Source organism: Nitrincola nitratireducens (assembly GCF_000585235.1).
Classification (GTDB): Bacteria; Pseudomonadota; Gammaproteobacteria; order Pseudomonadales; family Balneatricaceae; genus Nitrincola; species Nitrincola alkalisediminis.
Window position 1 is genome coordinate 267,617 of the sequence record NZ_AONB01000002.1, and the last position, 24,444, is coordinate 292,060.

General features: G+C 48.8%; 26 protein-coding genes and 1 pseudogene. 15 read left to right on the forward strand and 12 right to left on the reverse strand.

Annotated elements, in window-relative coordinates; genetic code table 11:
* Positions 1-12: 12 nt before the first annotated feature.
* The 9 genes and pseudogenes from D791_RS03750 (at position 13) to D791_RS03785 (ending at position 9,277) form a co-directional block, all read left to right on the forward strand.
* Positions 13-960 carry a tripartite tricarboxylate transporter substrate binding protein gene (locus D791_RS03750; protein ID WP_036507931.1) on the forward strand — a complete coding sequence of 316 codons (948 nt, stop codon included), beginning with the start codon at positions 13-15 and terminating at the stop codon, positions 958-960.
* Positions 961-1,139: 179 nt separating this feature from the next.
* Entirely contained in the window at positions 1,140-1,592 is a 453-nt protein-coding gene (locus tag D791_RS03755) for a hypothetical protein (RefSeq protein ID WP_157682221.1), read from the forward strand.
* Between the two features lie 14 nt (positions 1,593-1,606).
* Positions 1,607-3,099 (forward strand): annotated as a pseudogene (locus D791_RS03760) (tripartite tricarboxylate transporter permease).
* Positions 3,100-3,162: 63 nt separating this feature from the next.
* Positions 3,163-3,780, forward strand: a complete 618-nt coding sequence (locus tag D791_RS20645) for a hypothetical protein (protein WP_237748502.1) — start codon at positions 3,163-3,165, stop codon at positions 3,778-3,780.
* Positions 3,781-3,806: 26 nt separating this feature from the next.
* The gene (locus D791_RS20650; RefSeq protein ID WP_237748503.1) at positions 3,807-4,463 is read left to right on the forward strand and encodes an alginate export family protein; all 657 of its coding nucleotides are present in this window, start codon (positions 3,807-3,809) and stop codon (positions 4,461-4,463) included.
* A gap of 66 nt (positions 4,464-4,529) precedes the next feature.
* Positions 4,530-5,942: an aldehyde dehydrogenase family protein gene (locus D791_RS03770; RefSeq protein WP_036507935.1), complete on the forward strand. Its 1,413-nt coding sequence runs from the start codon at positions 4,530-4,532 to the stop codon at positions 5,940-5,942.
* 198 nt (positions 5,943-6,140) lie between these two features.
* Positions 6,141-6,848 (forward strand): response regulator transcription factor, encoded by a 708-nt coding sequence (locus tag D791_RS03775; RefSeq protein WP_237748504.1) that lies wholly within the window; start codon positions 6,141-6,143, stop codon positions 6,846-6,848.
* Positions 6,849-6,992: 144 nt separating this feature from the next.
* Positions 6,993-8,252, forward strand: a complete 1,260-nt coding sequence (locus tag D791_RS03780) for an aspartate aminotransferase family protein (protein WP_237748505.1) — start codon at positions 6,993-6,995, stop codon at positions 8,250-8,252.
* Positions 8,249-9,277: a phosphotransferase enzyme family protein gene (locus D791_RS03785; protein WP_036507944.1), complete on the forward strand. Its 1,029-nt coding sequence runs from the start codon at positions 8,249-8,251 to the stop codon at positions 9,275-9,277. Before D791_RS03780 ends, D791_RS03785 begins: the two co-directional genes overlap by 4 nt.
* A 98-nt stretch (positions 9,278-9,375) precedes the next feature.
* Here D791_RS03785 and hpaA read toward each other — a convergent pair whose 3' ends face one another.
* The 7 genes from hpaA to D791_RS03820 all read right to left on the reverse strand — a co-directional run bounded on the left by hpaA (position 9,376) and on the right by D791_RS03820 (position 16,311).
* Complete coding sequence (gene hpaA / locus D791_RS03790) at positions 9,376-10,275, reverse strand: 4-hydroxyphenylacetate catabolism regulatory protein HpaA (protein WP_036507948.1); 900 nt, start codon at positions 10,273-10,275, stop codon at positions 9,376-9,378.
* 77 nt (positions 10,276-10,352) lie between these two features.
* Entirely contained in the window at positions 10,353-11,888 is a 1,536-nt protein-coding gene (gene hpaE / locus D791_RS03795) for a 5-carboxymethyl-2-hydroxymuconate semialdehyde dehydrogenase (protein WP_036507951.1), read from the reverse strand.
* A gap of 17 nt (positions 11,889-11,905) precedes the next feature.
* Positions 11,906-12,688: a fumarylacetoacetate hydrolase family protein gene (locus tag D791_RS03800; RefSeq protein ID WP_036507957.1), complete on the reverse strand. Its 783-nt coding sequence runs from the start codon at positions 12,686-12,688 to the stop codon at positions 11,906-11,908.
* Between the two features lie 2 nt (positions 12,689-12,690).
* A complete protein-coding gene (locus tag D791_RS03805; RefSeq protein ID WP_036507962.1) occupies positions 12,691-13,359 on the reverse strand; it encodes a fumarylacetoacetate hydrolase family protein in 669 nt (222 codons plus the stop codon).
* Positions 13,360-13,388: 29 nt separating this feature from the next.
* The gene (gene hpaI, locus D791_RS03810; protein WP_036507964.1) at positions 13,389-14,195 is read right to left on the reverse strand and encodes a 4-hydroxy-2-oxoheptanedioate aldolase; all 807 of its coding nucleotides are present in this window, start codon (positions 14,193-14,195) and stop codon (positions 13,389-13,391) included.
* Between the two features lie 33 nt (positions 14,196-14,228).
* Positions 14,229-15,032: a 2-oxo-hept-4-ene-1,7-dioate hydratase gene (gene hpaH / locus D791_RS03815; RefSeq protein WP_036507969.1), complete on the reverse strand. Its 804-nt coding sequence runs from the start codon at positions 15,030-15,032 to the stop codon at positions 14,229-14,231.
* Positions 15,033-15,414: 382 nt separating this feature from the next.
* Positions 15,415-16,311 carry a LysR family transcriptional regulator gene (locus D791_RS03820; protein WP_036507972.1) on the reverse strand — a complete coding sequence of 299 codons (897 nt, stop codon included), beginning with the start codon at positions 16,309-16,311 and terminating at the stop codon, positions 15,415-15,417.
* A 106-nt stretch (positions 16,312-16,417) separates the two neighbouring features.
* On the opposite strand from D791_RS03820, the gene D791_RS20655 reads away from it, so the two are divergent.
* Both D791_RS20655 and D791_RS20660 read left to right on the forward strand, forming a co-directional pair.
* Entirely contained in the window at positions 16,418-16,759 is a 342-nt protein-coding gene (locus D791_RS20655) for a glutathione S-transferase N-terminal domain-containing protein (RefSeq protein WP_237748506.1), read from the forward strand.
* Positions 16,693-17,061 (forward strand): glutathione S-transferase family protein, encoded by a 369-nt coding sequence (locus D791_RS20660; RefSeq protein ID WP_237748507.1) that lies wholly within the window; start codon positions 16,693-16,695, stop codon positions 17,059-17,061. Before D791_RS20655 ends, D791_RS20660 begins: the two co-directional genes overlap by 67 nt.
* 78 nt (positions 17,062-17,139) lie before the next feature.
* Here D791_RS20660 and D791_RS03830 read toward each other — a convergent pair whose 3' ends face one another.
* The 4 genes from D791_RS03830 to mtnP form a co-directional block, all read right to left on the reverse strand.
* Positions 17,140-17,448 carry a helix-turn-helix transcriptional regulator gene (locus D791_RS03830; protein WP_237748508.1) on the reverse strand — a complete coding sequence of 103 codons (309 nt, stop codon included), beginning with the start codon at positions 17,446-17,448 and terminating at the stop codon, positions 17,140-17,142.
* Entirely contained in the window at positions 17,445-18,791 is a 1,347-nt protein-coding gene (locus D791_RS03835; protein WP_036507977.1) for a type II toxin-antitoxin system HipA family toxin, read from the reverse strand. Before D791_RS03835 ends, D791_RS03830 begins: the two co-directional genes overlap by 4 nt.
* A 195-nt stretch (positions 18,792-18,986) precedes the next feature.
* Positions 18,987-19,355, reverse strand: a complete 369-nt coding sequence (locus tag D791_RS03840; protein ID WP_237748511.1) for an acyl-CoA thioesterase — start codon at positions 19,353-19,355, stop codon at positions 18,987-18,989.
* A gap of 168 nt (positions 19,356-19,523) precedes the next feature.
* On the reverse strand, positions 19,524-20,390 hold the full coding sequence (gene mtnP / locus D791_RS03845) for an S-methyl-5'-thioadenosine phosphorylase (protein WP_036507987.1): 867 nt from the start codon (positions 20,388-20,390) through the stop codon (positions 19,524-19,526).
* A 141-nt stretch (positions 20,391-20,531) separates the two neighbouring features.
* On the opposite strand from mtnP, the gene arsS reads away from it, so the two are divergent.
* From arsS to D791_RS03865, 4 genes are all read left to right on the forward strand, one after another.
* Positions 20,532-21,494 (forward strand): arsenosugar biosynthesis radical SAM (seleno)protein ArsS, encoded by a 963-nt coding sequence (arsS, locus tag D791_RS03850; RefSeq protein ID WP_036507991.1) that lies wholly within the window; start codon positions 20,532-20,534, stop codon positions 21,492-21,494.
* Positions 21,495-21,520: 26 nt separating this feature from the next.
* Entirely contained in the window at positions 21,521-22,330 is an 810-nt protein-coding gene (locus D791_RS03855; protein ID WP_036507997.1) for a sterol desaturase family protein, read from the forward strand.
* Between the two features lie 155 nt (positions 22,331-22,485).
* Positions 22,486-23,223 (forward strand): TIGR04283 family arsenosugar biosynthesis glycosyltransferase, encoded by a 738-nt coding sequence (locus D791_RS03860; protein WP_237748509.1) that lies wholly within the window; start codon positions 22,486-22,488, stop codon positions 23,221-23,223.
* Entirely contained in the window at positions 23,214-23,810 is a 597-nt protein-coding gene (locus D791_RS03865) for a TIGR04282 family arsenosugar biosynthesis glycosyltransferase (protein WP_036508000.1), read from the forward strand. The genes D791_RS03860 and D791_RS03865 overlap by 10 nt, the downstream gene beginning before the upstream one ends.
* Before the next feature lie 55 nt (positions 23,811-23,865).
* On the opposite strand, the gene D791_RS03870 is transcribed toward D791_RS03865, so the two are convergent.
* Positions 23,866-24,324: a DUF411 domain-containing protein gene (locus tag D791_RS03870; protein ID WP_036508003.1), complete on the reverse strand. Its 459-nt coding sequence runs from the start codon at positions 24,322-24,324 to the stop codon at positions 23,866-23,868.
* Between the last annotated feature and the right edge of the window lie 120 nt (positions 24,325-24,444).

Below are 24,444 nucleotides of genomic sequence, written 5' to 3' on the forward strand. Positions count from 1 at the left end.
CGAGGTAACACGATGAAGAAAATAACTAAAACCCTGTTCGTTGCTACACTGGCAATCTCACCGCTTTTGGCGTCCGTATCGGCCGTGGCCGATTATCCAAAGCGCCCGGTCAGCTTTGTTGTACCTTGGCCACCGGGTGATTTGGAAGACATAGTGACGCGCATGATCGCAGACGAAATGCATAAACAAACAGGCGTTCCCGCATCTGTTATTAACAAGCCCGGAGGTGGTGGCATTGTGGGGGCGTTGGATGTATCGAGAGCCCGAGCCGACGGTCAAATGGTGGGTTCCTTCGTTGCCGATATTTTAACAACACACATTCATTCCGGTAATGCGCCTTACGACCAGAACACCTTTGAACCTGTGGGTATTTTCCTTGATTATCCCTTTGTCATCGCAGCGAATGCCGATGCGCCCTATAACAATCTGGCAGAACTCGCGGAATACTCCAAAGAAAATAACATCTCCCTTGGGCATTTCGGCTATCAAGCCTTACCAACAGCAATCACCTTCAAGGCTGCAGAACAGCAAGGGATTCGTATCGCCAGCGATGCTGCCTTTGATGAAAATAACTGCGCGACGCTTGCAACAGGTGATGCGACCATCATCAACACCACAACTCAGTTGATTCTGTCCTGCTTATCGTCGGGTGAGGTCAAAATCCTGACCTCATTAACCCATGAACGCTTAAGTATAGCGCCCGAGATTGCCACCCTTGCTGAGCAGACAGGCATCACTCAAACGACATGGAATGGCTTGTTTGTGAAGGCGGGTACACCGGAGAGCGTGAAAGAGAAAATTGCCGACATTGCGCAAGCGGCTTTGAATTCGGATCGTGTTCGAGATATCAGCAACACGACCGGTGCCGGTATCTACTGGATTGGTGGACGTGAGGCTGAAGAGTTGGTGGCCAAGGATTTCGAAAATACCAAAGAGTTGCTTGAGTACATGAACAAGTAGTTTCGAGTAAGGGGGACGGCCTTTTATTCGGGTCGTCTTCATCTCCTGACGTTTTGATTAATCGATTATCCGAAAAGAGATACCACTGTGTCTAATAAACCTCTTGTCAAAGCCGATATTTATTGGATCTTGCTTATCCTCTCTGTCGTGCTGCTCATGCTAATACCTGAGCAAGCCGCTTGGGTAGACACCAGACGAGGGTGGTATACGCAACCCATGATGGCTCATTATTGGGTCTGGGTATCTTAGCCATTTTTTCCGCTTTTAGAGTGATTCAGCTCTCACGTGGTGATGGCAATGTGTGGCGCAGTACTGTGTTCCGACAGAATCCTCTTGATAGTCTGGTCGCCATACTTGATAGCTATCGAACGGCGCTCATCTCATCCGTGCTGTTTTACCTCTATATTAAATCCCTATCCATTATTGGTTTTGTCCCTGCCACGTTTATTTTTGTAACGGTGCTGCTATGGCTGTCTCGGCTGTTTAATCGGACGTGGGTGCTCGCCACGATTGCGACTCTAATAGCGCTGGTGCTCATCTTCCGTGTGGCTGTTTCTGTATGGTTGCCTGATGTGTGGCTGTACTCACTCTTACCCGATCATTTGGCAGATTTTGCCAATCGCTATCTCTGAGAGGTTTGATCACTATGGATGCAATATTGTTAGGCTTGAATGAAATTGCGACGTTTGATGTGATCGTCGCCATCATCATTGGGGCACTCATCGGTGTGACGATTGGTTCTATTCCAGGACTTGAACCCGCAGGTGTCATGGCGATCCTACTCCCTATCAGTTTCTCGATGGAGCCTTGGCGGGTGTGTCGCTGCTGTTGGGTGTTTATGGCGGCGCTTGGTACGGAGGTGCGATCCCCGCTATTTTATTGAACACTCCTGGTACACCCGTCGCGGTGCTCACCACGTATGATGGCTATCCTATGGCCAAGCGCGGGGAAGCACGAAGAGCCCTGTCCATTGCCTATACATCGTCCTTTGTTGGTGGCCTGATTAGTGTCTTCTCTCTGGTGATGTTGGCTCCGACTTTATCACAGATTGCACGCAAGTTTGGTTCCGCTGAGTTTGCCATGTTGGCGGCTTTGGGGATGGTCTTTGTTGTGCTGGCTCACCGCAAACATGTGGTTGAAGCGGCCATGATGCTGGGTTTGGGCATTTTTCTGGGCACCATTGGATTGAACCTCTCCTATAGCACACAAGTATACACCTTCGGACAAAGCTGGTTGCTGTCCGGTATCCCTTTGGTGCCTGCTGTTATTGGCCTGTTTGCGATGTCTCAAGCGTTCATACTGCTGTCGCAAAGAGGCAATGATGCACAGGTCACAAAGTTGACAGGAAGCAGTATTTTTTCAGGTGTATTTGATCTGTTAAAACACAAAGTTACGGTAATTCGCTCGGCTGCGCTGGGTGTGGTTATGGGATTGTTACCCGGTGTTGGTGAATTTGGTTCACAGTTTTTTTCATACACCTTGGCACAGAAGTTTTCTAAAACACCTGAGCAGTTTGGCAATGGCGCACCTGAAGGACTCATTGCGACGGAAACATCCAATAATGCGGTCACAGGATCGGTTATGGTGCCCTTATTGGCTTTCGGGATTCCAGCAGATGCCTTGATGGCGATGATGCTGGCTGTCTTTATGGTGCACAACTACATTCCGGGTCCCACGTTGTTTGTCGAACGCCCTGAGTTTATATCCGGTCTGTACATTTCACTGCTGCTAATGAATGTCGTGGCATTCACCTACCTGACCTTTGCGACTAAGTGGATTGTTAACCTGACCCGTATTCGCGGTCGGTTCATTGGCGCTTTTATTTTGGTGCTGGGTTTTATTGGGAGTTACAGCCAGAACTTCCAATTCAGTGACTGTTTAATTGCGCTGGGCTTTGCAATTTTCGGTTATGTATTAAAACGCAACAATATACCTGCAGTACCCATTGTATTAGGCCTTGTTTTGGGTCCGCTGTTCTTGGCTAGAACCCAACAGGCTCTAGGCGTAGCGGGTGGAGATATTACCATCTTCTTGCAGCGACCCATTAGCCTGACCTTGTTCATTATGATTCTACTCTCAATCGGTGTGTACGCTTGGAGCCAGCATCGGGAATCTAAACAGGAGAAGCATCAATCCTAATCGCCTAATTATCCTTTTGAAAATAAAAAATACTTGTCTCTAGTCATGCTGAGGAATAAACCGATGACAAAAAATATGAAACCTTCTTTAACGGCAGTTTTGCTTGGCTCGGCGATTGCCTTGGCGTCAGGTTCTGCTACTGCACATACTCTCTACAGTGAAAATGGCACAGAATTAAACTTAGATATCGAGGCTGTTTTTGGTGTGTTCTCTAGCAAAAAAAACTACCAGCCAAATAGCAAAGGTGGCGGTTCAGATTGGCAGGAAGGCTATATCAAATACGGTTTTTCGGGGCAGCATGCCTATAGTGGAAGCAATGCTTCCGTATACGGTGGTCTGAACCTAGTCAGCACCGCGACCTGGGGTGACGGTGATGCTGCTGGCTTGACCTCCGGTAAGGAGTCTAAGACCGATTTGGAAGATGCTTACCTAGGATGGCGTTCTGGGGATTTATTCCCTGCTCTCGGTCAAGATGGGCTGGATATTTCCTTCGGGCGTCAGAGTTTTTCCATCGGCGATGGTTTTCTTATTAACGGAGATGCGCTGAATTTAGGTGATGGACTCGATCCAGAGCTGAACCGTGGCGGTGCCTATTGGCTAGCGGGTCGCCAGGCCTTTGATCGGACGGCCATTGTTCGTGTTGGTGGTGACGAAGGCGTTCGGCTGATCTGTTTTGGCTGAAGTCCGATAACCTTGCTCAGTCCAAGATGGAACTTGCGGGTATCAACACGGAGTATGTGATTCCTGAAGGGACTTTTGGTGTCAGCTATATCAAAGGGCTTGATGCATTTGGTTCAACTGCACGAGATGGGCAAGAAACTGTCAGTCTGCGCTATCAAGGTAATGCAGGTGTTGAGAATCTGTTCTTATCGGGTGAGTTCGTGACCCAGGATCAAGGAGATAATTCTGCAAGTGCAGATGCTTGGTATGTTGAAGCAGGTTGGACCTTTGCAGACCTGCCTTGGTCACCCAGCGTGAATTACCGATACTCCTCTTTTGACACGGGGTTTGATCCTCTGTTTTTCGGATTTAACCGTGGGTATGGGACATGGTTTCAAGGTGAGGTTGCGGCCAACTATGCCGGTCCATTTAACTCAGGTGCTGATGTGCATCACATAGGCATCAAAGCGTCACCGACTGAAATGTTAAGCGTGGGTGCCCTATATTTTGACTTTAAGGACAAGGCGGGTAGCGGTGCCAATGATGCTCAAGAAATCAATCTCTATGCAGAATGGGTCATTACCCCAAATCTGATCGTGAGCCCGTTGATCGGTGTTTACTCCCCAGACAACAGCAATACGAGTCAGATCGGTGGTAAAAAGACCAACGTCTATGGCCAATTTGTTGTCGTAGTTCCATTCTGATACCACGATTACATCAACAGGTGACAAGAGACGACGGTCTCTTGTCTTAATTCATAGGAAATACATATGATAAATATAAAAACAATGCTAATTGATGGTATGCCCCTCATCGGTACTGGAGAGCCCTTCTCAGTCATCAATCCAGCGACCGAAGACATTATTTGCCAGTGCAATATGGCCAGTACTGAACAACTTGACCAAGCCGTTGCGGCGGCGAAAAGGGCTTACTCTACTTGGCGTCAGACACCGGATGCTGAGCGTAAACGTCTCCTGCACGAGATTGCGGATCATCTGGAGCAACATGCAGATGAGCTGGCGAGTATTATCGTGCAGGAACAGGGTAAGCCTTTAGCTCTTGCACAGATAGAAGTCGGAGCTGCAGTGGGTTGGACACGCTATACTGCTGAGCTGGACATCCCAGAGCAGGTTTTCGAGAATAGCGATACCCGATACACGACAGCGCACAGAAAACCGCTTGGCGTTGTTGCCTCGATCACCCCTTGGAACTGGCCCTTAATGATCGCGATCTGGCATATCATGCCTGCACTGCGCGCGGGCAATACGGTTGTTTCCAAACCCTCTGGTTTGACGCCGTTAAATACGCTGCGACTTGTACAGATTATCAACGAAGTGCTGCCTAAAGGGGTTGTAAACGTTGTGCTGGGTGAGGCCGACATTGGCAATGCCATCAGTCGCCACATCGACATCAATAAAGTGATCTTCACAGGGTCGACCCCGACGGGCCAGCGTATCCTGTCTAATTCTGCCAATACACTCAAGCGATTAACACTTGAGCTCGGTGGCAATGATGCGGCCATTGTTCTTCCGGATACGGATATCAATCAAGTTGCAGAGAGCATTTTTAACACCGCATTTCTGAACATGGGGCAAACCTGTGCGGCCATTAAGCGACTCTATGTCCACGAAAGTCAGTATGAAGAAATGGGTAAGGCTTTGGCAGATCTTGCTTCACAGCAAGTCGTTGGAAACGGACTTAATCCTGCAACAACCTTTGGCCCTGTGCAAAATGCCAGACAGTATCGGTTGGTTTCGGAGCTAGTGGAGGACGCTCGTCGCAATGGGGGACATATTATTTGTGGTGGTGAAGCCAGCTCAGAGCCAGGGTATTTTTATCCACCAACCATCGTATCCAATGTTTCGAAGGGTGTACGCCTTGTCGATGAAGAGCAGTTTGGCCCGGTGTTGCCCCTTATCTCTTACTTAGAGATAGACGATGCGGTGCGCATGGCGAATAGCTGTGAGTATGGTCTGGGAGGCTCCGTATGGGGTTCAGATCTTGAGTTGGCCGAAACGGTTGCTCGTCAGTTAGAGTGCGGCACGGTTTGGATTAACAAACACGCAGAAGTACTGCCTCATATCCCTTTTGGTGGCTGCAAACTGTCTGGCGTGGGAGTTGAGTTTGGAGTGGAAGGGCTTCTTGAGTACACCCAGCTTCAGGTTATCAATCGCCATAAGTAATCGTTTATTTCCCCCTGGTCACTGCTTAACGGATAAGTGACTTTTGGCTCCCGTCAGGGAGCCTTTTTAGCGTGAGGTTTTATCAGGCTGTCTGTCACTGTGCAGGAGGCTAGGATAGCGATTCCCCGAGACTCAGTGGCTTGGTTATTGCCTCTGACGTTAAGCCAATGCCTGCCATACATTCTATTGAGACAGAATATGATGCTAATAAATGAACTAAAGGGGGCACATCCCTTCCAGCACGAGGCGCTGGCTTTAATTAGCCGATTAGTGGCTTCGAGTGGTTTGGCTTTTTTTCTCGTTAATCCCAATATGCAGCACAGCAACGCCTTACTCTATAATCTGACGCCTGATATTGAAAAAGACTATCGTACCGAGTACGGTGCCCTTGACCCTCTCAACCCCGAACGTTTTGCCGATAGTGATGAAACCTTAGTCACGCTTGATTCGCGTATTGCACCACATTTTCTTAAACAAACACTCTACTACCAAAAATTTATGGTGCCCTATAACCACCGCTATGTCGTCGATATGTTTTTTCGCCAAGATGGAAAAATTCTTGCGGGTATTAGTATTTTACGTGAAGAGTCGATGGGTAATTTTTCGCGTGAGGAATTGCAATTGCTGCAAAAAATACAGCCGTTTATTGAGTTTTCTCTGAACGCCATTTACATGCCGCAACGGGATCAGGAACGGAAAAGTATCGCGACAAAATATGCGTTGACTGATCGTGAGCTGGATGTGTTGGAGTGTGTTCTGCGCGGGAGTGGCAACAAAGACATTGCCAGTTTGCTATCACTGGGACTGGCGACGGTTAAAACCCATCTTCATCATATTTTCCAGAAGACCGGTGTGCGTGCTCGCAGTGAGCTGGTTGCCAAGATCATGGCTGACCTGAATCGTTGATCCCCATCTTTTGATGGATGCCGTTTCACGCCTGAAAACCAAATACTAACCGCTGAATCAGTCGATGAAATTTAAGCTGAGGAGGCGGGTATCGATATGGCCAGCAATCAGGTTCAGGATCTTCTTTCCAGAAGATATCGTGTTATGGGGCAGCACTCCCCGCTATTTTATGAGAGACCTCTGCAATTGGTACGTGGTGAGGGCGTCTGGCTCTGGGATCAAGAGGGGAAGCGCTACTTAGACGTGTACAACAATGTCCCTCATGTGGGGCACTGCAATCCTCGCGTAGTGGAGGCGATGAGCCGCCAGGCGTCGACCCTCAATGTTCACACGCGTTACTTGCATAACAACATTGTTGATTATTTGGAACGCCTGACTGGCACCTTCAATGAAGGGCTAGAGATGGCCATGCTAACCTGCACCGGCAGTGAGGCCAACGAGCTGGCGTTGCGTATGGCGCGCTTTTGCACCGGGGCGCAGGGAATTATCGTGACCAACTTTGCCTACCATGGGAACACTGAAGCGGTTGCGGAGATAGGAACGGGCTTTATGCCAGAATCGCGCACCACTAAGCGCGTTAAGTCTTTCCCGATCCCAGATTCCTATCGACCGCTCAACGGACTTGAAGGGGATGATCTGGCGCAAGCCTATGCTGATCAGGTTCAACAAGCCATAGATGAGTTTCACTCCGAGGGCGTGCAAGTGGCTGGCATTTTGGTGTGCCCTGACTTTGCCAATGAAGGCTTGCTCAATGTACCTAAGGGCTTTCTGGAGAAAGCCGTGGCGAAGGTGCGTCAAGCGGGAGGCGTGTTCATTGCCGATGAAGTTCAGGCAGGATTTGGTCGCAGTGGTAAGCATTTTTGGGCTCACCAGTGGTACGACGTCACGCCCGATATTGTCACCATGGGAAAACCTATGGGCAACGGCCATCCTCTGGCTGGAGTGGTGGCACGCCCTGACATGATTGAAGCCTTCAGCAAAGAAGCCATGTATTTCAACACCTTCGGCGGCTCGCCCGTTTCCTGTGCGGTGGGTATGGCCGTGCTTGATGCATTGGAAAACGACAATTTGATGCAGAACGCCGTAACCACTGGAGCCTATGTAACTGAAGGGCTGCGTAAACTGCAGCAACGACACGAACTCATTGGCGAGGTCCGTGAACTGGGCATGTTCTTTGGCGTTGAGTTGGTACAAGACAGGGTCTTGAAAACACCCGCGAAGGCTAAGGCACGCAGTGTTATTAATTTGATGCGTGACAAGGGGGTGCTGATCAGCACCACGGGGGTACATGGCGCCATTCTCAAGTTGCGCCCCCCCATGCCTTTCCAGATAGAGCACGCAGATATGTTGCTGCACACGCTGGATGAAGTATTGACTCAGGTTGCTTGTCAGGAGGTTGTATGAATTCATTTGAAAATCTGGCCCCGGAGCAGCAACACGAATACCTGTTGGCATTGGCACATAAATCCCTGGATAACTGGGCGTTGAGTGGCAGCAAGTTGTCCTTGGTGAAGTACCGCGAAAATGCGGTGTATAAAGTGACGACCGACGGTGGACAAGCCTACGCCCTGCGTATTCATAGGCAAGGCTATCATAGCGAAGCATCCCTTCGTTCCGAGCTGGAGTGGATTTCTGCACTGCTTGAAAGTGGCATGGCTGTGCCGAGGGTACTTCCAACAGTCGATGGACACCTATTCGTCAGTGAAACCACGGATAAGATCATCGAACCTCGTACTATTGACCTGTTTGAATGGGTCAATGGCGTGCCGTTGGGGTCCATGGAGGAGGGTGTTGGTGATGACATTGAACGCATCGCTGAGATTTACACGAGCTTAGGACGTACCGCTGCTGAGCTGCATAATCAGTCCAGTAATTGGACGCTACCAGAAGGGTTTGAACGTCATGCATGGGATCATGATGGGCTAGTGGGAGATTCCCCTTTCTGGGGGCGTTTCTGGGAGCTTGAGTTACTGAATGATTCACAGCGGCAGTTGTTGGAACGTGTGCGTGATCGACTCAGCACCGAACTGTCGAAGCATGACCGCTCTCCTGAGCGCTATGGCTTGATTCATGCCGACTTTGTGCCAGAAAATCTCATGGCAGAAAACAATCGCTTACATCTGATTGACTTTGATGATGCGGGGTTTGGCTGGCATATGTTTGAGCTGGCAACAGCCTTGTATTTTATTCAGGAAGAGGCTTGTTACCCGGTGGTTAAGCAAGCGTTGATTGATGGCTATCGGCAGAAACGTGTGTTGTCAGATGAGGACTTGAGCCACATGGAGTTGTTTCTAACAGCGAGAGGGTGCACCTATTTAGGTTGGATTCGCAGCCGTCAGGAAACGGATACAGCTCGTGAACTGGCACCTGAGCTGATTCGTCGCGCTTGTGAACAGGCTGAGCGGTATCTATCTGGTTTTTCTGTATAGTCTCGGAAATAACGAGGGAGCAGAACTTAAAAATTTAGGTTTCTGTACCCTCGCATTTTCATGCTTGAATGGATGCGTTTTAAGGAATGTTGCTGGAGTTAACGCTGTTGCTGACGAAACTGCTGACTTGTCACACCCGTATGGCGTTTAAAAAAACGCGCAAAATACGCAGGATCACTGAATCCTAATTGATAGCCGATATCGCTACAGGAAAGGTCACTGAAGGTCAGTAATCGTTTGGCCTCTTGAATTAAATGATCGTGAATGATTTTCTTAGGGGAGCGATTGGCTATCCGGCGGCAAATGAGGTGTAGGCGACTCTCTGAAAGGCCGAGGCTGCGAGTGTACTCGGTGAGTTGCCAGTGTTCACGATAATGATCTTGTATTAAGTTTGAAAACATCCGAAAGCTTTGTAGATCATCAATATTCACGTTGACCGAGGTGCTTTGAGCGCGTGCTTGAGTCAGTCTGCTGACCGTAATCAGCAGCAAGATCACCAGCGTTTGCAACGCCAAATCCCGGGAAGGATCGCTTTGTTGCCATTCATCTCGAATATTCTCCAGGGTTTCAACCAGCGTGTGCCAATGTCGCGTCTCTTGTTCATTTAAGTCGTTAAAAGAGATACAGACTTCATGCTCGTATTCATGTTTCACACCCGATTTAAGCAATTGCCAGAGTAAGGATTGATGCAAGGTGAGTACATGACCACAGGCATCGTCACGGGTTAAAAATGAATGAGGGACCGAAGGTGGAGTTAAGACCAAGGCAGGACCTTGTGCTTGGTATATTTTATCATCGATATGGAAACAGAGGTCACCGCGGTCAATATAGTGCAGTTGGAGATATTGGGCATGACGGTGTACGGGCATATCTCGGCCAAAAAAAACGGCCAAATTCTCTAAGGCGTCATAATGGATAGGATCATCGATATAACGACGGTCATAATCCTGTCCTAGAATGATATTGGGTATCCATTCACGCTGCTCTGAGGTGCTCATGCATTTATTGTAGCATCAAAGTCGCACTCCAGTCGGCACACTAAGGTGCCAACTGAAGTGCAAGCGAGAAACGATGATTAGCGCTTGCCTAACGTTGGTACACGGTGAGTACCGTGGGCAATGCAGACGTTTTTGGTTTCCATATAAAAATCAAAGCTCCAGTCGCCGCCATCACGGCCAATACCGGACATTTTCACACCGCCAAAGGGCGAAGGAAGATTACGGTTGTTTTCTGAGTTTACCCACAACATTCCAGCTTCAACCTGTTTGGCCATGCGCATCGCACGTCCTGTGTTTTCAGTCCAGATATAGCCGGACAAGCCATATTGCGTGTCATTGGCAATCTGAACGGCTTCGTCTTCTGTGTCGAAGCTGATGGCCGTCAGCACAGGCCCGAAGATTTCTTCTTGGGCGATGCGCATTTGGTTATTCGCACCGGTGAAGAGTGTTGGCTCTAGGTAATTTCCGGCTGGATTAATATTGCCTTGTGCTTCGCTGATGCGACGACCACCAACAGCAGTGGTCGCGCCATCTTGTTTCGCGATGTCGAAATAGCTCAGTACCTTGTTGTAATGTTCGGTGGCAACCAGTGGCCCGACTTCAGTTTCCGGGTCGAGTGAGTGGCCGACACGAAGATTACGCACGCGTTGCTCAAGTGCCGCAATAAAACGGTCACGAATACCGCTCTGGATCAATAGGCGGCTGGAGGAGGTGCAGCGCTGACCGTTCAAGCTGTAAATCATGAAGACAACGGCATCCAATGCGCGCTCGAAGTCGGCATCATCAAAGACGATGACGGGGTTTTTTCCACCGAGCTCAAAGTGCATGCGTTTTAGGGTATCAGCCCCTTGACGCATGATATGGGAGCCAGTTGCCGTTTCACCGACCAATGCCACGGCTTTAATTGCAGGATGCTCTGTCATGCGTTTACCAACGCCTTCTCCAAAGCCATTCACCATATTCCACACGCCTTTTGGCAACACTTCATCGGCGATTTCGGCAAGAATATAGGCACTTAAGGGGGTTAACTCTGCAGGCTTGTGAACAACGGTACAGCCTGCCGCCAGTGCGGGGGCAATTTTCCAAGTCGATAGCATGAAAGGCGTGTTCCAAGGGGTGATAATCCCTACAGGCCCGATCGCTTTTCGAATTGTGTAGTTGGTGTGTTCTTCTTGATGCAGTGCTAGACCGTTTTGAGCTTCAGGTGCTTTGTCAGCAAAGAAACGGAAGTTGGCAGCACCACGAACGGCGGCCTGTTTCATAAAGCGAATGGCTTGTCCGCAGTCCATCGACTCGACTAATGCGATCTCATCCGCACGCTCGACCAATCGATCCGCGAACTTATTCAGCAAACGCTTACGCTCGGATCCTGGTGTATTTGACCAGCTCTCAAATGCGGCTTCAGCGGCTTCGCAGGCCGCGTTCATGTCCTCGACAGACCCCGCCATCACTTTGCCAAGCGAGCTATTGTCCGTGGGCGTATAGTTGTCGTATTCCTTACCACCCTGACCTAAGGTGAACTCACCGTTAATGTAATGTCCGGTGGTCTGTTGTTTGAAGCGCTCGAGATAGTGTTCAGCACGCTCTAAATTACTTTTCAGTGTATCGCTCATGAGTATTCTCCCGAACCTTAGTATTTGTCGCCGTAATAGGCTTGCTCTGAGACAATGCGTGTCTCTAGGGAGCAGATGTTTTCAACACTGCATACGACAATGTCGCCAGGTTGCATATCCACGACGCCATGCGGTGTCCCTGTGGCAATCATGTCACCGGGATTGAGCGTCATAATGTGACTGAGGTACTCGACCAAAAAAGGCACGTCAAAAATCATATCTTTGGTAGAGCCATCCTGAGTGATTTCGCCGTTAACGGCTGTCGTGAGACGAAGATTCATCACGTCAGGCACGTCGGCGGTATCAACGATCCAAGGGCCCATGGGCAATAAGGAGTCTCGGCTTTTTACCCGTAAGTTAGGACGGTAGTAATTCTCAAGGTAATCGCGGATAGCAAAGTCATTACACACGGTATAGCCAGCGATATAGTCTAGTGCGTCTTCTCGCTTGATATTTTTGCCAGACTTGCCGATCACAGCGACTAACTCGCACTCATAGTGCTGGAACTCTATGTTATCTGGGCGATAGCTAATCTGCTTATGGCCGGTCAGGGTGTTGGCGTGTTTGATGAACACCAACGGCTCTTTAGGGGGTTCGAATGCGAGTTCAGTGGCGTGATCAGCATAGTTTAGACCTAAGGCAAAGATCGTGCCGGGCTCTTTGACCGGTGGTAGCCATGTGATTTGATCGGAATCCAGCGTGACATTGAGTACTTCACCAGATGTGGTGGTGATTCTATCCTCTGAGTCAATATCGATATCCAGTTCGCGACCCTCAAAAATGATACGGGCGTGTCTCATGCTTAGGCACCTCCTAGCGTATTGGTTAGGGTGCCAACACCCTCAATGCTGGCGTCTACTGTGTCACCTTTACTGACCGGAACGCGATCACCCGCAAAGCCAACAGCAATAATTTCACCCGGTTGCAGAGTCATAATGTGCGAGATGATGCTGATTAATTCGGCAACACCACGCTCCATATCGGCGATTGCAAACAGGCTTTTGCGCTCGCCATTCACCTTAATGACCACTTGCAGGTCGTCGAGGTTGTCGAGACTGCTGCTGTCAATAATCTTGGGTCCTACGGGAGCGGAGCCATCTAAACATTTCCCTTTGATATCTGGGCGATAGTAGTTTTGTTCAGGCAGCGAATAGTCGGCCACCAGTGTATACCCACCGATAAAGTCCAAAGCGTTTTCAACGGATACACGGCAGGTTTCTTGACCGATGACGATGCCTAAGCTGGCACCAACGACCATACTGGCGACATCCTGACCGTCAAAGTCTTTGGCCCACTCGATTTCTGCACCATCAACATTCCACGTGTTGCGTGGCTTGTAATAGAGAACCGGTTGGGTTGGCGGTTTTTTATAGGGGTCTTTTTTAAATGAGTCTTGTAAAGCCGTCAGTTGGTGTTTGTCGTTAAGCGCGACACAGACCAGCTTACTCTTCACTAGTGTGTTTGCAATCATGGTTAACCTTCTCGTATTGAGGGTGACAATCAATAGCCAGCCTGAGGTTTTTCATCTTCAATCGGTGTTTGTTGCTTAAAGCGTTGTGCCAGTTTTCGGGTTTCATTGGCCAAAATCAGGGTATCAACACCGACACCGACAAAATTGGCGCCTTGTTTGATATAGTTTTGTGCTAATGAAGGGTCGAGACAGAGCAGACCTGCGTACTTGCCAGCGTCTCGGATCTTGTTCAATCCTTGGTTAATCGAAGCGACCACTGCTGGATTACCGGCATCTCCGACATAGCCCATAGAGGCTGAAAGGTCAGAGGGGCCAATGAACACAGCATCGATACCCTCAACGGCTAAAATGGCGTCAAGATTGTCCATTGCCGTGGCGGTTTCAACCTGCACGATTAAACAGATTTCACGGTTCGCCTTTTGGAGGTATCCGGGTATCTGGTTCCAGCGTGCCGCTCTTGCTAAAGAGGTGCCCAATCCTCGTATGCCTTCGGGAGGGTAGCGAACCGCTTTCACCAGTTGTTCGGCTTGTTCAGCACTATCCACCATCGGCACTAATAGTGTTTGCACACCAATATCAAGCAGCTGTTTTATGAGTGCCGTATTCCCCTCTACACAGCGCACAATTGGTGCTACATCATAGGGAGCCAGTGCCTGAAGGTGAGACATGATCGTGCGCAGATCAAAGGGCGCATGCTCACCATCGATGAGCAGCCAGTCGAAGCCCGCAACGGCGGCGATTTCTGCTGCACTGTTATCAGGTAAACCCAGCCACAAACCATACTGTGGTTGGCCTGAGTTTAAGCCTTGTTTAAAGCGGTTTTTAGGCAGTTCCATAATCGACTCCTGCTGTGTGTCAGCGACAAATGATTAGTCGAAGTTCAGTGATACGCTGCCCAGTGAGCCAAAGTCAGCATGAACAGTGTCACCCGCTTTTACTGGCACGGGGCGAGTAAAGGATCCAGATAAAATAATCTGCCCAGGTTCTAAACCTATGCCATGCGGTGCGAAGCGTTTACAAACCCAGGTGATCCCTTTAAGAGGATTACCTAATACGCCTCCGGCCAGACCGGTTTCTTCAATCTGACCATTGAGATAGAGCATGCAGCCCGCCCAGCGAAGATCAACATCCATTGGACGAATAGGGCGTCCACCCAGGATAATCCCAGCATTCGCCGCATTATCTGAAATGGTGTCATACACCTTGCGCGTATAGCCGGTTATCGGATCCGTTCTAAGGCAGCGCGCGGCAATGAGTTCCAATGAAGGAATGACGTAGTCAGTAGCCTCCAATACATCAAAAATGGAGACATTTTCACCAAATAACGGCTTTTTCAAAATAAACGCTAATTCGACCTCGATACGGGGATCGAGGAAATCTGCAGCGCTAATGGTTGCACCGTCTTCAAACAGCATGTCATCCAATAACACGCCATAATCCGGTTCATCTATATTTGAAGCCATCTGCATGGCTCTTGAGGTCAGGCCAATTTTATAGCCGATCACCTTACGACCTTGTTCAATCTTATGGTCTACCCATTTTTTTTGAATGGCGTAAGCATCGGCCATATCCATTTCTGGATACTCAAGTGTTAAAGCCGGTATTTGTTTACGTTCGACTTCTGCCTGATGAAGGCGGTTGGCCGCTATTTCTATTTGCGCAGTCGTTAACATGCCTAGAGCACCTTATATGAGTGGAAGGCGATAATTTTCTCAAATAATGAATAATCGCTATTTGAAAGATTTGATAGCCTAATATGTGATTTCATTTTACTTAACATATTAAGTAAGTCAACTGTGTAGTGTGGAATTGTGTGCAGATGTGTGACATATAGTCTTATATGATTAAGGAGAGTGGGCCGTGGGCTTGTTCAAAAAGTGTTGAAGAAAATACGTTAAGATGTGCTTAGGGAGTTAGAGGTTGGAGGTGGTCGACTTTAGTATGGAGTGTCGTGACGCTATTTTGATTGTCTGTCCGCTTAATGAAAGTCGCTGTTACAGATTTCAGAGCGACTTGCTGTTTTCGAGTAGGGTGATGCCTAAGACCCTAAGACCCTTAAAGCCGTACACCATACGTCGATTGACTTTCAACCACCTGAATCAACCTATCCAAAAGAGGAGAACGAAAGCGTTCGGATGGATACACGAGGCTAGAAATAAAAGGGTAGGGCGTATCGACCACGGGTTGTTCGAGCAACTGCCCAGTCGCGAGATCCGCTTCGACAACGCAGCGCGGTAGAAGCCCTATGCCCATGTCAGCAAAAAGACAACGACGTATGACCTCAACATTGGCAAAGGATTGTCGCGGTTTGAGTTGCAATCCCTGACGGCGAAAATGCGCTTCGGCGCGGACGCGGTAGGTGCATCCGGGCTCAGTGGTAATCACAGGGAGCTCAGTTAATTGAGCTAATGTGAGTGCTGAGTTTTGAAAACGTTGAGGGTGGCAGACAAAAATAACTTCCTCTGTATGCAAGGGGTGCTGGGTTAAATCACTACTGGATGTTAACGACTCAGTCACTAGAATGGCGGCATCAAGCTCGCCCTGCTCAAATGCACGACGATAGTCAAAAGGCTCATGCGTCAGTAAGAGTTCTATGCCTGGCGCATCCTGTTGAAGCGCTTCAATTAATGCGGGTAACCGATAAATGCACATAGAGCTGGGGGCAAATACCCGCAATTGGCCCTTCGCTTCGTTACCGAGATGCTGCGCACGGTAATGAATTTCGTCGGCCTGATGAACAAAACTACGCAAAGCGGGTTCAAGTTGGCGTGCCGCAGCCGTAGGCACTAAGCCTCGGCCATGGGTTGCAAAAAGCTGTAGACCCAATTCGTTCGAAAGCTCTTTTAGCTGAGCTGAGACACTGGACGGTGCCAAGTGCAGTGCTTTGGCCGCCGCTTGGACACTCCCTAAATCGAGTACTTTTAAGACACTGCGCACTTGCCTAGGTGTCATTGTTCGTAAATCTCATTCAATATGTTCTAAATTATTCGCTTTTATTGCGCAGTATAGCGCATTAATCTAAAAACACATTCATTCAATACGTGATCAGGAGAGTTAGATGCACCTCTATATAGCCTATAAAAATTATTCATCTTGGTCCTTGAGACCTTGGCTGGCGATGAAAGTGGCGGGTATTCCATTTGAAGAAACTCTTCTTCCTTTCGCTCATGGCGACAGCTTAAAGCAGTTCAGTGAACAGCAGGTGTTACCTGCGCAGGTGCCGGTACTTATCGTGGACGATTTAGTAATTTGGGACAGTTTAGCCATTTTGGAATACTTGGCAGAGAGTTATCCAGAGTGCCAATTATGGCCTGAGTCGCGTGCGCTACGTGCTTGGCACGTTCGGCCTCTGCTGAAGTGCACAGTGGTTTTAGTGCGTTGCGCAGTCAGTTTCCGATGAATTGCCGTACTGAAAAAGCAGTGGAGCCGAATGCAGCGGTGATTCAAGACCTGCAACGATTGGCACAAATTTGGGCACGCTTTGAACACGTCGATAAACCAGCAGGTCCGTTTTTAGCGGGACGCTTTAGTCACGTTGATGCCATGTTTGCCCCCGTGATGTGGCGGGTGCGAAATTATGGCTTGAAGGTATCCCCGGCGTTTGATCGTTGGGCGCAGGCGATGTACGACCTGCCTGCAATGCAGGAGTGGTTGGCAGCGGCGCGCGCTGAAACCTGGCAAATGCCTGCCTATGAGCGTTAAGCGATACGAGCGCAGGTCAGCTTCATGATTGAGGTGGCCTGCGTTGAGGGAGTTACAAACAGTTCGATACTTTAGAGTCTAAGCTTTTTCATCTTGTATTACTTGCTGCAGAAGCTTTGGTGATCTTGGCAGCAGTCCGACTTTGAGTCCAATAGGTTTAAATACTCGGTTCATCACACTCAACGTCAGCTGTGCTTTGTCACGCTCAATATCGGATAATGTTCGTCGGCTGATGCCGACCAGTGCCGCATACTGTTCCTGTGTGAGACCTAGAACTTGCTTACGTAACGTTCGGAGCAGCATCCCTTCAGTGGTTTCGCCTTGATACAAAGCCTGTACCATTTTGAGCAATACGGCTTCACGCTCTTGGCCGCTTAGGGATTTCAAATGAGCCCCCATCTTCTTAGCCTCTGTTCGATACTGGTCATACCCGTTGTTGGCATTTTAAGTAGAGTTTCAGAAACGCCTCGTATGCGTAAACGCTCTTTTAAACCCACTAATTGGGACGCTAAAGTGCGTAAGTCATCCATTAATTGAGATGGGGTAGCGATAGGTGCCAATTGCTCGGTAATTGCATGCCAATTGAATTCACCGCCCTGCTCGAAAGGAACACCCCATTTCATGGTGCGTATAATGCCTTCAGGGTCCGCTTTCATTGGAGCAAAATCATATATCGGTGATAGGTCGATACCTAATGGTGTCTTTAAAAAAGCTGTGTTTCGTCCATGGTTGTCTGAATTGGCAAATATCACATTCAACAGATCACGCTGCAACCACTGGCTGACAAATGCTTGCTGATCAAATGTGCAGTTACCATCGATTACTTGTTGTTGTCGAGACAGCTTTTCAACCAGTTTTACAATAACTTCAAAATGATTTAAAAAACTGCCAGCTTCTTTTTCAAGGATTGAATACACTGACTCAAGTCCAAAACGCTGTATTTGTCCTTCTTCAAACATGACATCAAAACGAGGCAACCAAAGAGATGGGTATCTAGAACCTTCAATTAAGCGCATACGCTTAACTGATATAGTATTGATTCCCAGTAAAGACAACTCGTGATAGAAATGAAACTCGGCACGTAAGATATCACAATCAATTGCGGACATTTGACCACGTGGAAATTTCACTAGATAGAAGTGATCGGATTGACTGGGCTCATCTTGCCAAGTATCAATCCAAATTTTGTCTTCTTCAGAGCAGCGTAGAAGTAGTTTTGGGGCTTCTCCACCAGCGCCAGTTGCTCCCCCGCTAGCGGCCCCCATTTCTTGAGCATAGTCCAAAAAATCAACTTGACGCTCCACTGCGTCACTGATTTCAAAACGTCGATTTTCAAGAAGAGAGTATTTATCGCGGGCTGGTACAGCATTATGAATTCGTATATTTCCTACAGGTGCGATCGTACATTTTTCTAATAATATGCTGTCTTGGGAGCCTTGAGAAAGGTGACTGATTCCAAGTCGGTTGACCCAAAAGCGACGGCTTGCTCCTGATGGAGCAATATCGTCTAAAAAACCAAACCACCGATTGGACGTATGATTCAGCATTAACTCAACAGGTAAGTTGAGACTACATGCATGTAGGTCATCTCTAAACATCCAGTTCAGTGCGTAATCTTGCTGATACATCAGGCGAACAGCACTTTGGCGACCCTGATCCGTCTGCAATAACTCTAGAACGGCGGCTTCGTGCCATTGTCCTGCATAGTAGATTTCAATACCCAGTTCCATTACAGTCCTTTTGAGTAAATAATTGCTCAAAATATAGCATATGAAGGTATAAATGAGTAAATAATTGCTCATTTGTTTTTGCTAAACCTAGGCAACGGGTGGCGTATACGGCTATTAGCCAGCTGATTGTGAGGTTTGTTTTAGTAAGGGTAATCAAAATAAGCTGGCCGACCCAAAAAATACGAATATCAATCCCTAAATCTCACTCTCCACATAGGGTGGAAGAGAAGCTGTGTCGGGCACTTTGGTTGGCTTGCCATCGTCATCCAAGGCAACAAACTTGAAGACGGCTTCTGTGACTTTTTCGCGCTTACCGATACGACCACGCCTCACCCAGCACTCGACATGAATATCCAGCGAGCTACGGCCAACGCGTGAGACTTCGGTGTAGACGCCAAGAATGTCGCCGACTTTTACAGGCCGGATAAAGCTCATGCCATCAAGTGCAACCGTGACCACTCTGCATTGAGCGCGCTGACCTGCACAAATACCGGCCGCTAAGTCCATCTGAGACAGTACCCAGCCACCAAAGATGTCACCTGACGGGTTGGTGTCGGCTGGCATTGCCAGCGTTCGAATGGTTAAGCGACCTCTAACGGGGTGTTCTTGATTGTGATGATCCAATGTAACCTCCAGAGGCATTTTAATCGTTAAAATCTGTTATCGAATCATACGATAAAAGCAAATTGTTTTATCTAAAAATGGATCCCTGATTAAACAGATGGATTAGGCTTACTGCAATAGCACCTCGACCCATTCACGTGTATTCACATTCATCGAACTCAAGGGCGTGACCAACCCTTGCTGTAAGGCCGTGTGTGCCAAAGAGTCTGGTCGTTGGTCCTGCAAGCCTGCCAGTAGGCCCATCAGGATCTGTTGGGCATTCTCGCTGTTTTTCATTAAGTTTTTAATGGCATAGTCCGCGGTAACCGCTTGCTCTCTTGGATGCCAAGCATCATAGTCAGTGACCATGCCTAAGCTCACATAGGCCATTTGGGCTTCACGGGCGAGGCGTGCTTCCGGCATATTGGTCATGCCGATGATGTTTGCACCAAGGCTTCGGAACCAATGGGACTCTGCACGCGTCGAAAACTGTGGGCCTTCAATACACAGATAAGTACCACCAACGTGCAGATTACGTCCTTGTTGAGTTAAACACCCTTCGGCGGCGTTGGCGAGTACTTGAGCTAGGTTTGCACAAATAGGATCGGCTAATGAAACATGAGCAACCGTGCCTTGTCCAAAAAAGGTATTGATGCGTTGGCGCGTCATATCGATGTACTGATCAGGAATCACCATGTCTAAGGGGGCAATATCCTCGCTCAATGAGCCGACAGCCGAAAAGCTGAAAAGGTGTTTAACACCGAGTTTTTTAAACGCATAGATGTTCGCTCGGTAGGGGACTTCGCTGGGGAGTAAATGGTGTGTTTGGCCATGCCGAGCCAAGAATACAACAGGAACACCTGCTAATTTCCCAGAAACGAAGCGATCGGAAGGTTGGCCAAACGGCGTAATGAGATCGTGTTCTTGGCGTTCTGACAGGCCTTCAATTTGGTATAAGCCACTGCCGCCAATAATACCGATAGGAGTGTTTTGCATAGGTATGCTTCCCAAGATAGCCAAGAAAAGAGATAACCATCATGATTCATTTTAAGAAAATGTCAAAAAACAATTTTTTGTAATAAAAAATGAGTTGAGGCGACTAAGCTACAAAGACAATGACGGCTCTAGGAGTGTTTAATGAATGCGATGCTACCGCGCTTAATTGCGACGGATTTCCCGGCTCTTCAACGGACGGCGTTACAGGTGTTGCAGGCCAATATCACCTTAACCTGCAATCAATCCTGTTTTCATTGCCATGTTGCGTCCAGCCCGAAGCGGAAAGAGGCGATGAGCCATGAAACCCTCGCGCTTCTTTTGGCGATGCTGGATCGACACCCATCCATCCGGACATTGGATATAACCGGAGGTGCTCCTGAGCTGCATCCCGAGTTTCGTTGGCTTGTACAAGAGGCGCGCCAGCGTGGGGTGGAGGTGATAGATCGCTGTAATTTAACGATTCTGAGTGAGCCTGGGCAAGAGACAACGGCAGCCTTCTTAGCAGAGCAGGGCGTTACGGTGGTGGCATCCTTACCCTGCTACTCGGCGGAGAATGTGAATGCTCAGCGAGGTGAGGGGGTGTTCGATGCCAGTATCGCAGGCTTGCAGGCATTGAACGCGCTTGGATACGGTCAGCCAGACTCGGGACTGGTCTTGGATTTGGTGTATAACCCCTTGGGGCCTTCACTGCCACCACCTCAACAATCGCTAGAGGCGGCCTACAAGCGCGAATTAAAGACGCACTTCGGTATCGATTTCAACCGACTGTTCACCCTCGCCAATATGCCTATTCAACGCTTTGGCAGTACCTTGGTCAGTAAAGGTCAGTTTGATGCGTATATGCATCTGCTGAAGTCCAATTTTAATACGGCAACGATGTCGAGTTTGATGTGTCTGAACACCTTGTCTGTCGATTATTTGGGGCAGGTGCACGATTGTGATTTCAATCAGCAGCTTAAATTGCCATTGGGTGATGCTCGCACCCCCGTTCATTTACGTGATCTTCTCGATGTGAATTTAGCAGGTCGCCCAATTCGTGTGGCTGATCACTGTTATGGATGCACGGCGGGGCAGGGGAGCAGCTGCGGCGGGGCTCTCGCTTAAGCTATATCAACAGGGGATAGAAACGAATGGGCGATGAAGCGGTTTGGCGTTTGAGCATTTTTTTAGGCGTGCTCGTGCTGGTGGCAGGCTGGGAGTGGGCGCGTCCCAAAAGAGCCTGGCGCGAATCAAGGCGACTGCGTTGGGGGATCAATCTGGGCTTGATTGGCCTAAATGTGTTGATTCAGCGTTTGACTTTAGGCGCGGCGGCTGTCGTGATGGCGGTACATGTACAGAGCGAAGGTTGGGGATTACTGAACCTAGTTGAGCTGCCTTATTGGTTTAAATTTGTGTTAGGGCTGCTGCTGTTGGATTTGGCAATTTACTTGCAGCATGTCTTGTCCCATGCGTTGCCTGCTTTTTGGCGGTTGCATCAGGTTCATCATGCGGACTTGGATCTGGACGTGACCACTGGACTTCGCTTTCATCCTTTAGAAATACTGATCTCGTTGCTATACAAAGTGGCGATTATCGCCGCCCTTGGCATCGATCCTTTGACAGTATTGGTGTTTGAAGCCTTACTTAACGCAGCGTCTATGTTCAGCCATGCGAACCTTCGCATATCCGCCAAGGTTGATCAGATTGTGCGTTGGTTTGTGATTACACCGGACATGCATCGAATACATCACTCGATACATCGTGACGAAACAGACAGTAACTTTGGCTTTTTTCTATCCTGCTGGGATCGTCTGTTTGGAACCTACAGAGCGCAGCCACGGGATGGGCACGACAACATGGTTCTAGGACTCGAATATTATCAGCAACAGCAAAAATTGGGTTTGAAGAACTTACTTCTATTGCCTTTTCGACCGTTTCCATCAACCGTGCGCAGGCATTGAAACCGACGTCGACAGACGCATCCCAAGGTAAAACGACAGAATGAAGGGGCGCTTAGAAGTAAAGTGGTTTGCTGCGATGCAAGCATCACTGAGACGTCGCCTGATTAGGGCCGGTGTCATCATTCAGTTGGTTTATGTGTCTAGGATTATACGAAGTGTCTGAACATCATGTCTCCCATATCCCACTTGATCGAACATCCCCTGTGATTTTTAAAGCGAGTGTGATTATCCCTGTGCTCAATGAAGCGCCCCATCTTCAGTCGCGCTTGCTTGCGTTACAGGCATTGCGTGAGCAAGGTGTGGAGCTCGTTGTGGTCGATGGCGGTAGTCAGGATGGCAGTCCTAAGTTGACGAAAGGGCTGGTTGATCAATGCCTTGTTAGTGAGCGAGGTCGTGCACGTCAAATGAATCAAGGGGCCGCAGTTGCAAGGGGGACTTGGTTGGTGTTTTTACATGCGGATACGGCATTAACACCAGCGGCTACACAACGTTTAATGACGGTAATCGCGGCAGATACGCCAAGTTGGGGGCGGTTTAATGTCAGAATCATTGGACAACATCCGATGCTGCGGGTGATTGCCTGGATGATGAATCGTCGCTCCTGTTTAACCAGTATCGCAACAGGAGATCAATGCATTCTAGTGCACCGTGAATTATTTAATACCATCTCTGGATACCCAGAGCAGCCGCTCATGGAAGATATTGAGCTGTCACGTCGCCTTAAATTCAAGATGTCGGCTCAATGTTGGCCAGAGACAGTCGAAACCTCAGGACGGCGCTGGGAGCAACAAGGGGTGTGGCGAACGATTCTATTGATGTGGTCGCTGCGCTGGCGCTATTGGCGTGGGGCGAGTGCTGAGCAGTTGGTGAAGGAGTATTACGAGTGCAAATAGCCATCTTTGCGCGTGCGCCTGTTGCGGGCGCCTGCAAAACACGTTTGATTCCAGCGTTGGGTGCCGAGGGTGCCGCACAACTTCATGCACAACTCGTGGAAAAAAGTCTGGCCACGGCGATGTTGCTTCAGGATGCTGAGGTAACCCTTTGGACGGCAGGCAATTCAACCGATCCTTTTTTTCTCAAGCAGCAAATGCGCTGGCCAAGGCTGCGTTTAAAGCCTCAGTCTGAAGGGGATTTGGGCGCGCGTATGCACGAAGCGTTTGTGGCAACAAATGCACCGATGTTGTTAATCGGAAGTGATTGTCCTGCACTGACAACGGCGCATTTTATGGCGTGTCACCGTGCATTGTCTGAGCAGGATGCGGTTTTCCTTCCAGCAGAAGATGGAGGGTATGTCTTGGTTGGCCTAAATACGCCCTGTCTGGAGGTTTTTCGTGGAATTAACTGGAGCACCGATCAGGTCATGGAACAAACTCGGAGTCGTTTACGAGAGCAAGGGTTGTCTTGGAGCGAACCTGCGCGCCTGTGGGATGTCGACCGACCTGAGGATTTAGTGCGGTTAGCGGAATTGGATATCAGATGAGAAAACCACCTTATCGCCGACAGCGCGACAAGGTGGCCCTTAGATTGGTATGGAGTTAAGGGTTAGGGTAGCGTGACCATACCTCTGTTGATGAGTCCTCAGCCTGAAATGTGAGAACCTCATAGGAGTCGATACGCCCTGTCTCCATTCCTGGTGAGCCATGTGGCATACCCGGTACCGTTAAGCCTTTGATTGCTGGCTTTTCGCTTAACATGCGCAGAATGTCCTTCGCTGGAACATGTCCCTCTATTACGTAACCGTCAATGACTGCTGTGTGGCATGAGGCTAGCGCCATCGGAACGCCTAAAGCCTCCTTCTGTCGGTTCATATCGCGCAGATTCGTGCTTTGCACCCTTATGCCTGCTGCCTCAATATGCTCAACCCAATCATTACAGCAACCACAGGTTTCTGACTTATAGACCTGCATCAGTGGCTGAGCCGAACTGATTCCAGCAAACAACATGAGCGCAATTGACACGAGCCAAGGATTGATGAATTTGATTGTCAGTTTCATATAGTATTGCCTGTTTGATTGATTTTAATACTGGCCATCAGCATGAGCGTAACGCATAAGAAATAGTTTTGCTTTAGGATACGATTGAGCATTCAGTAATGACCATCGTTCCGATCAAGT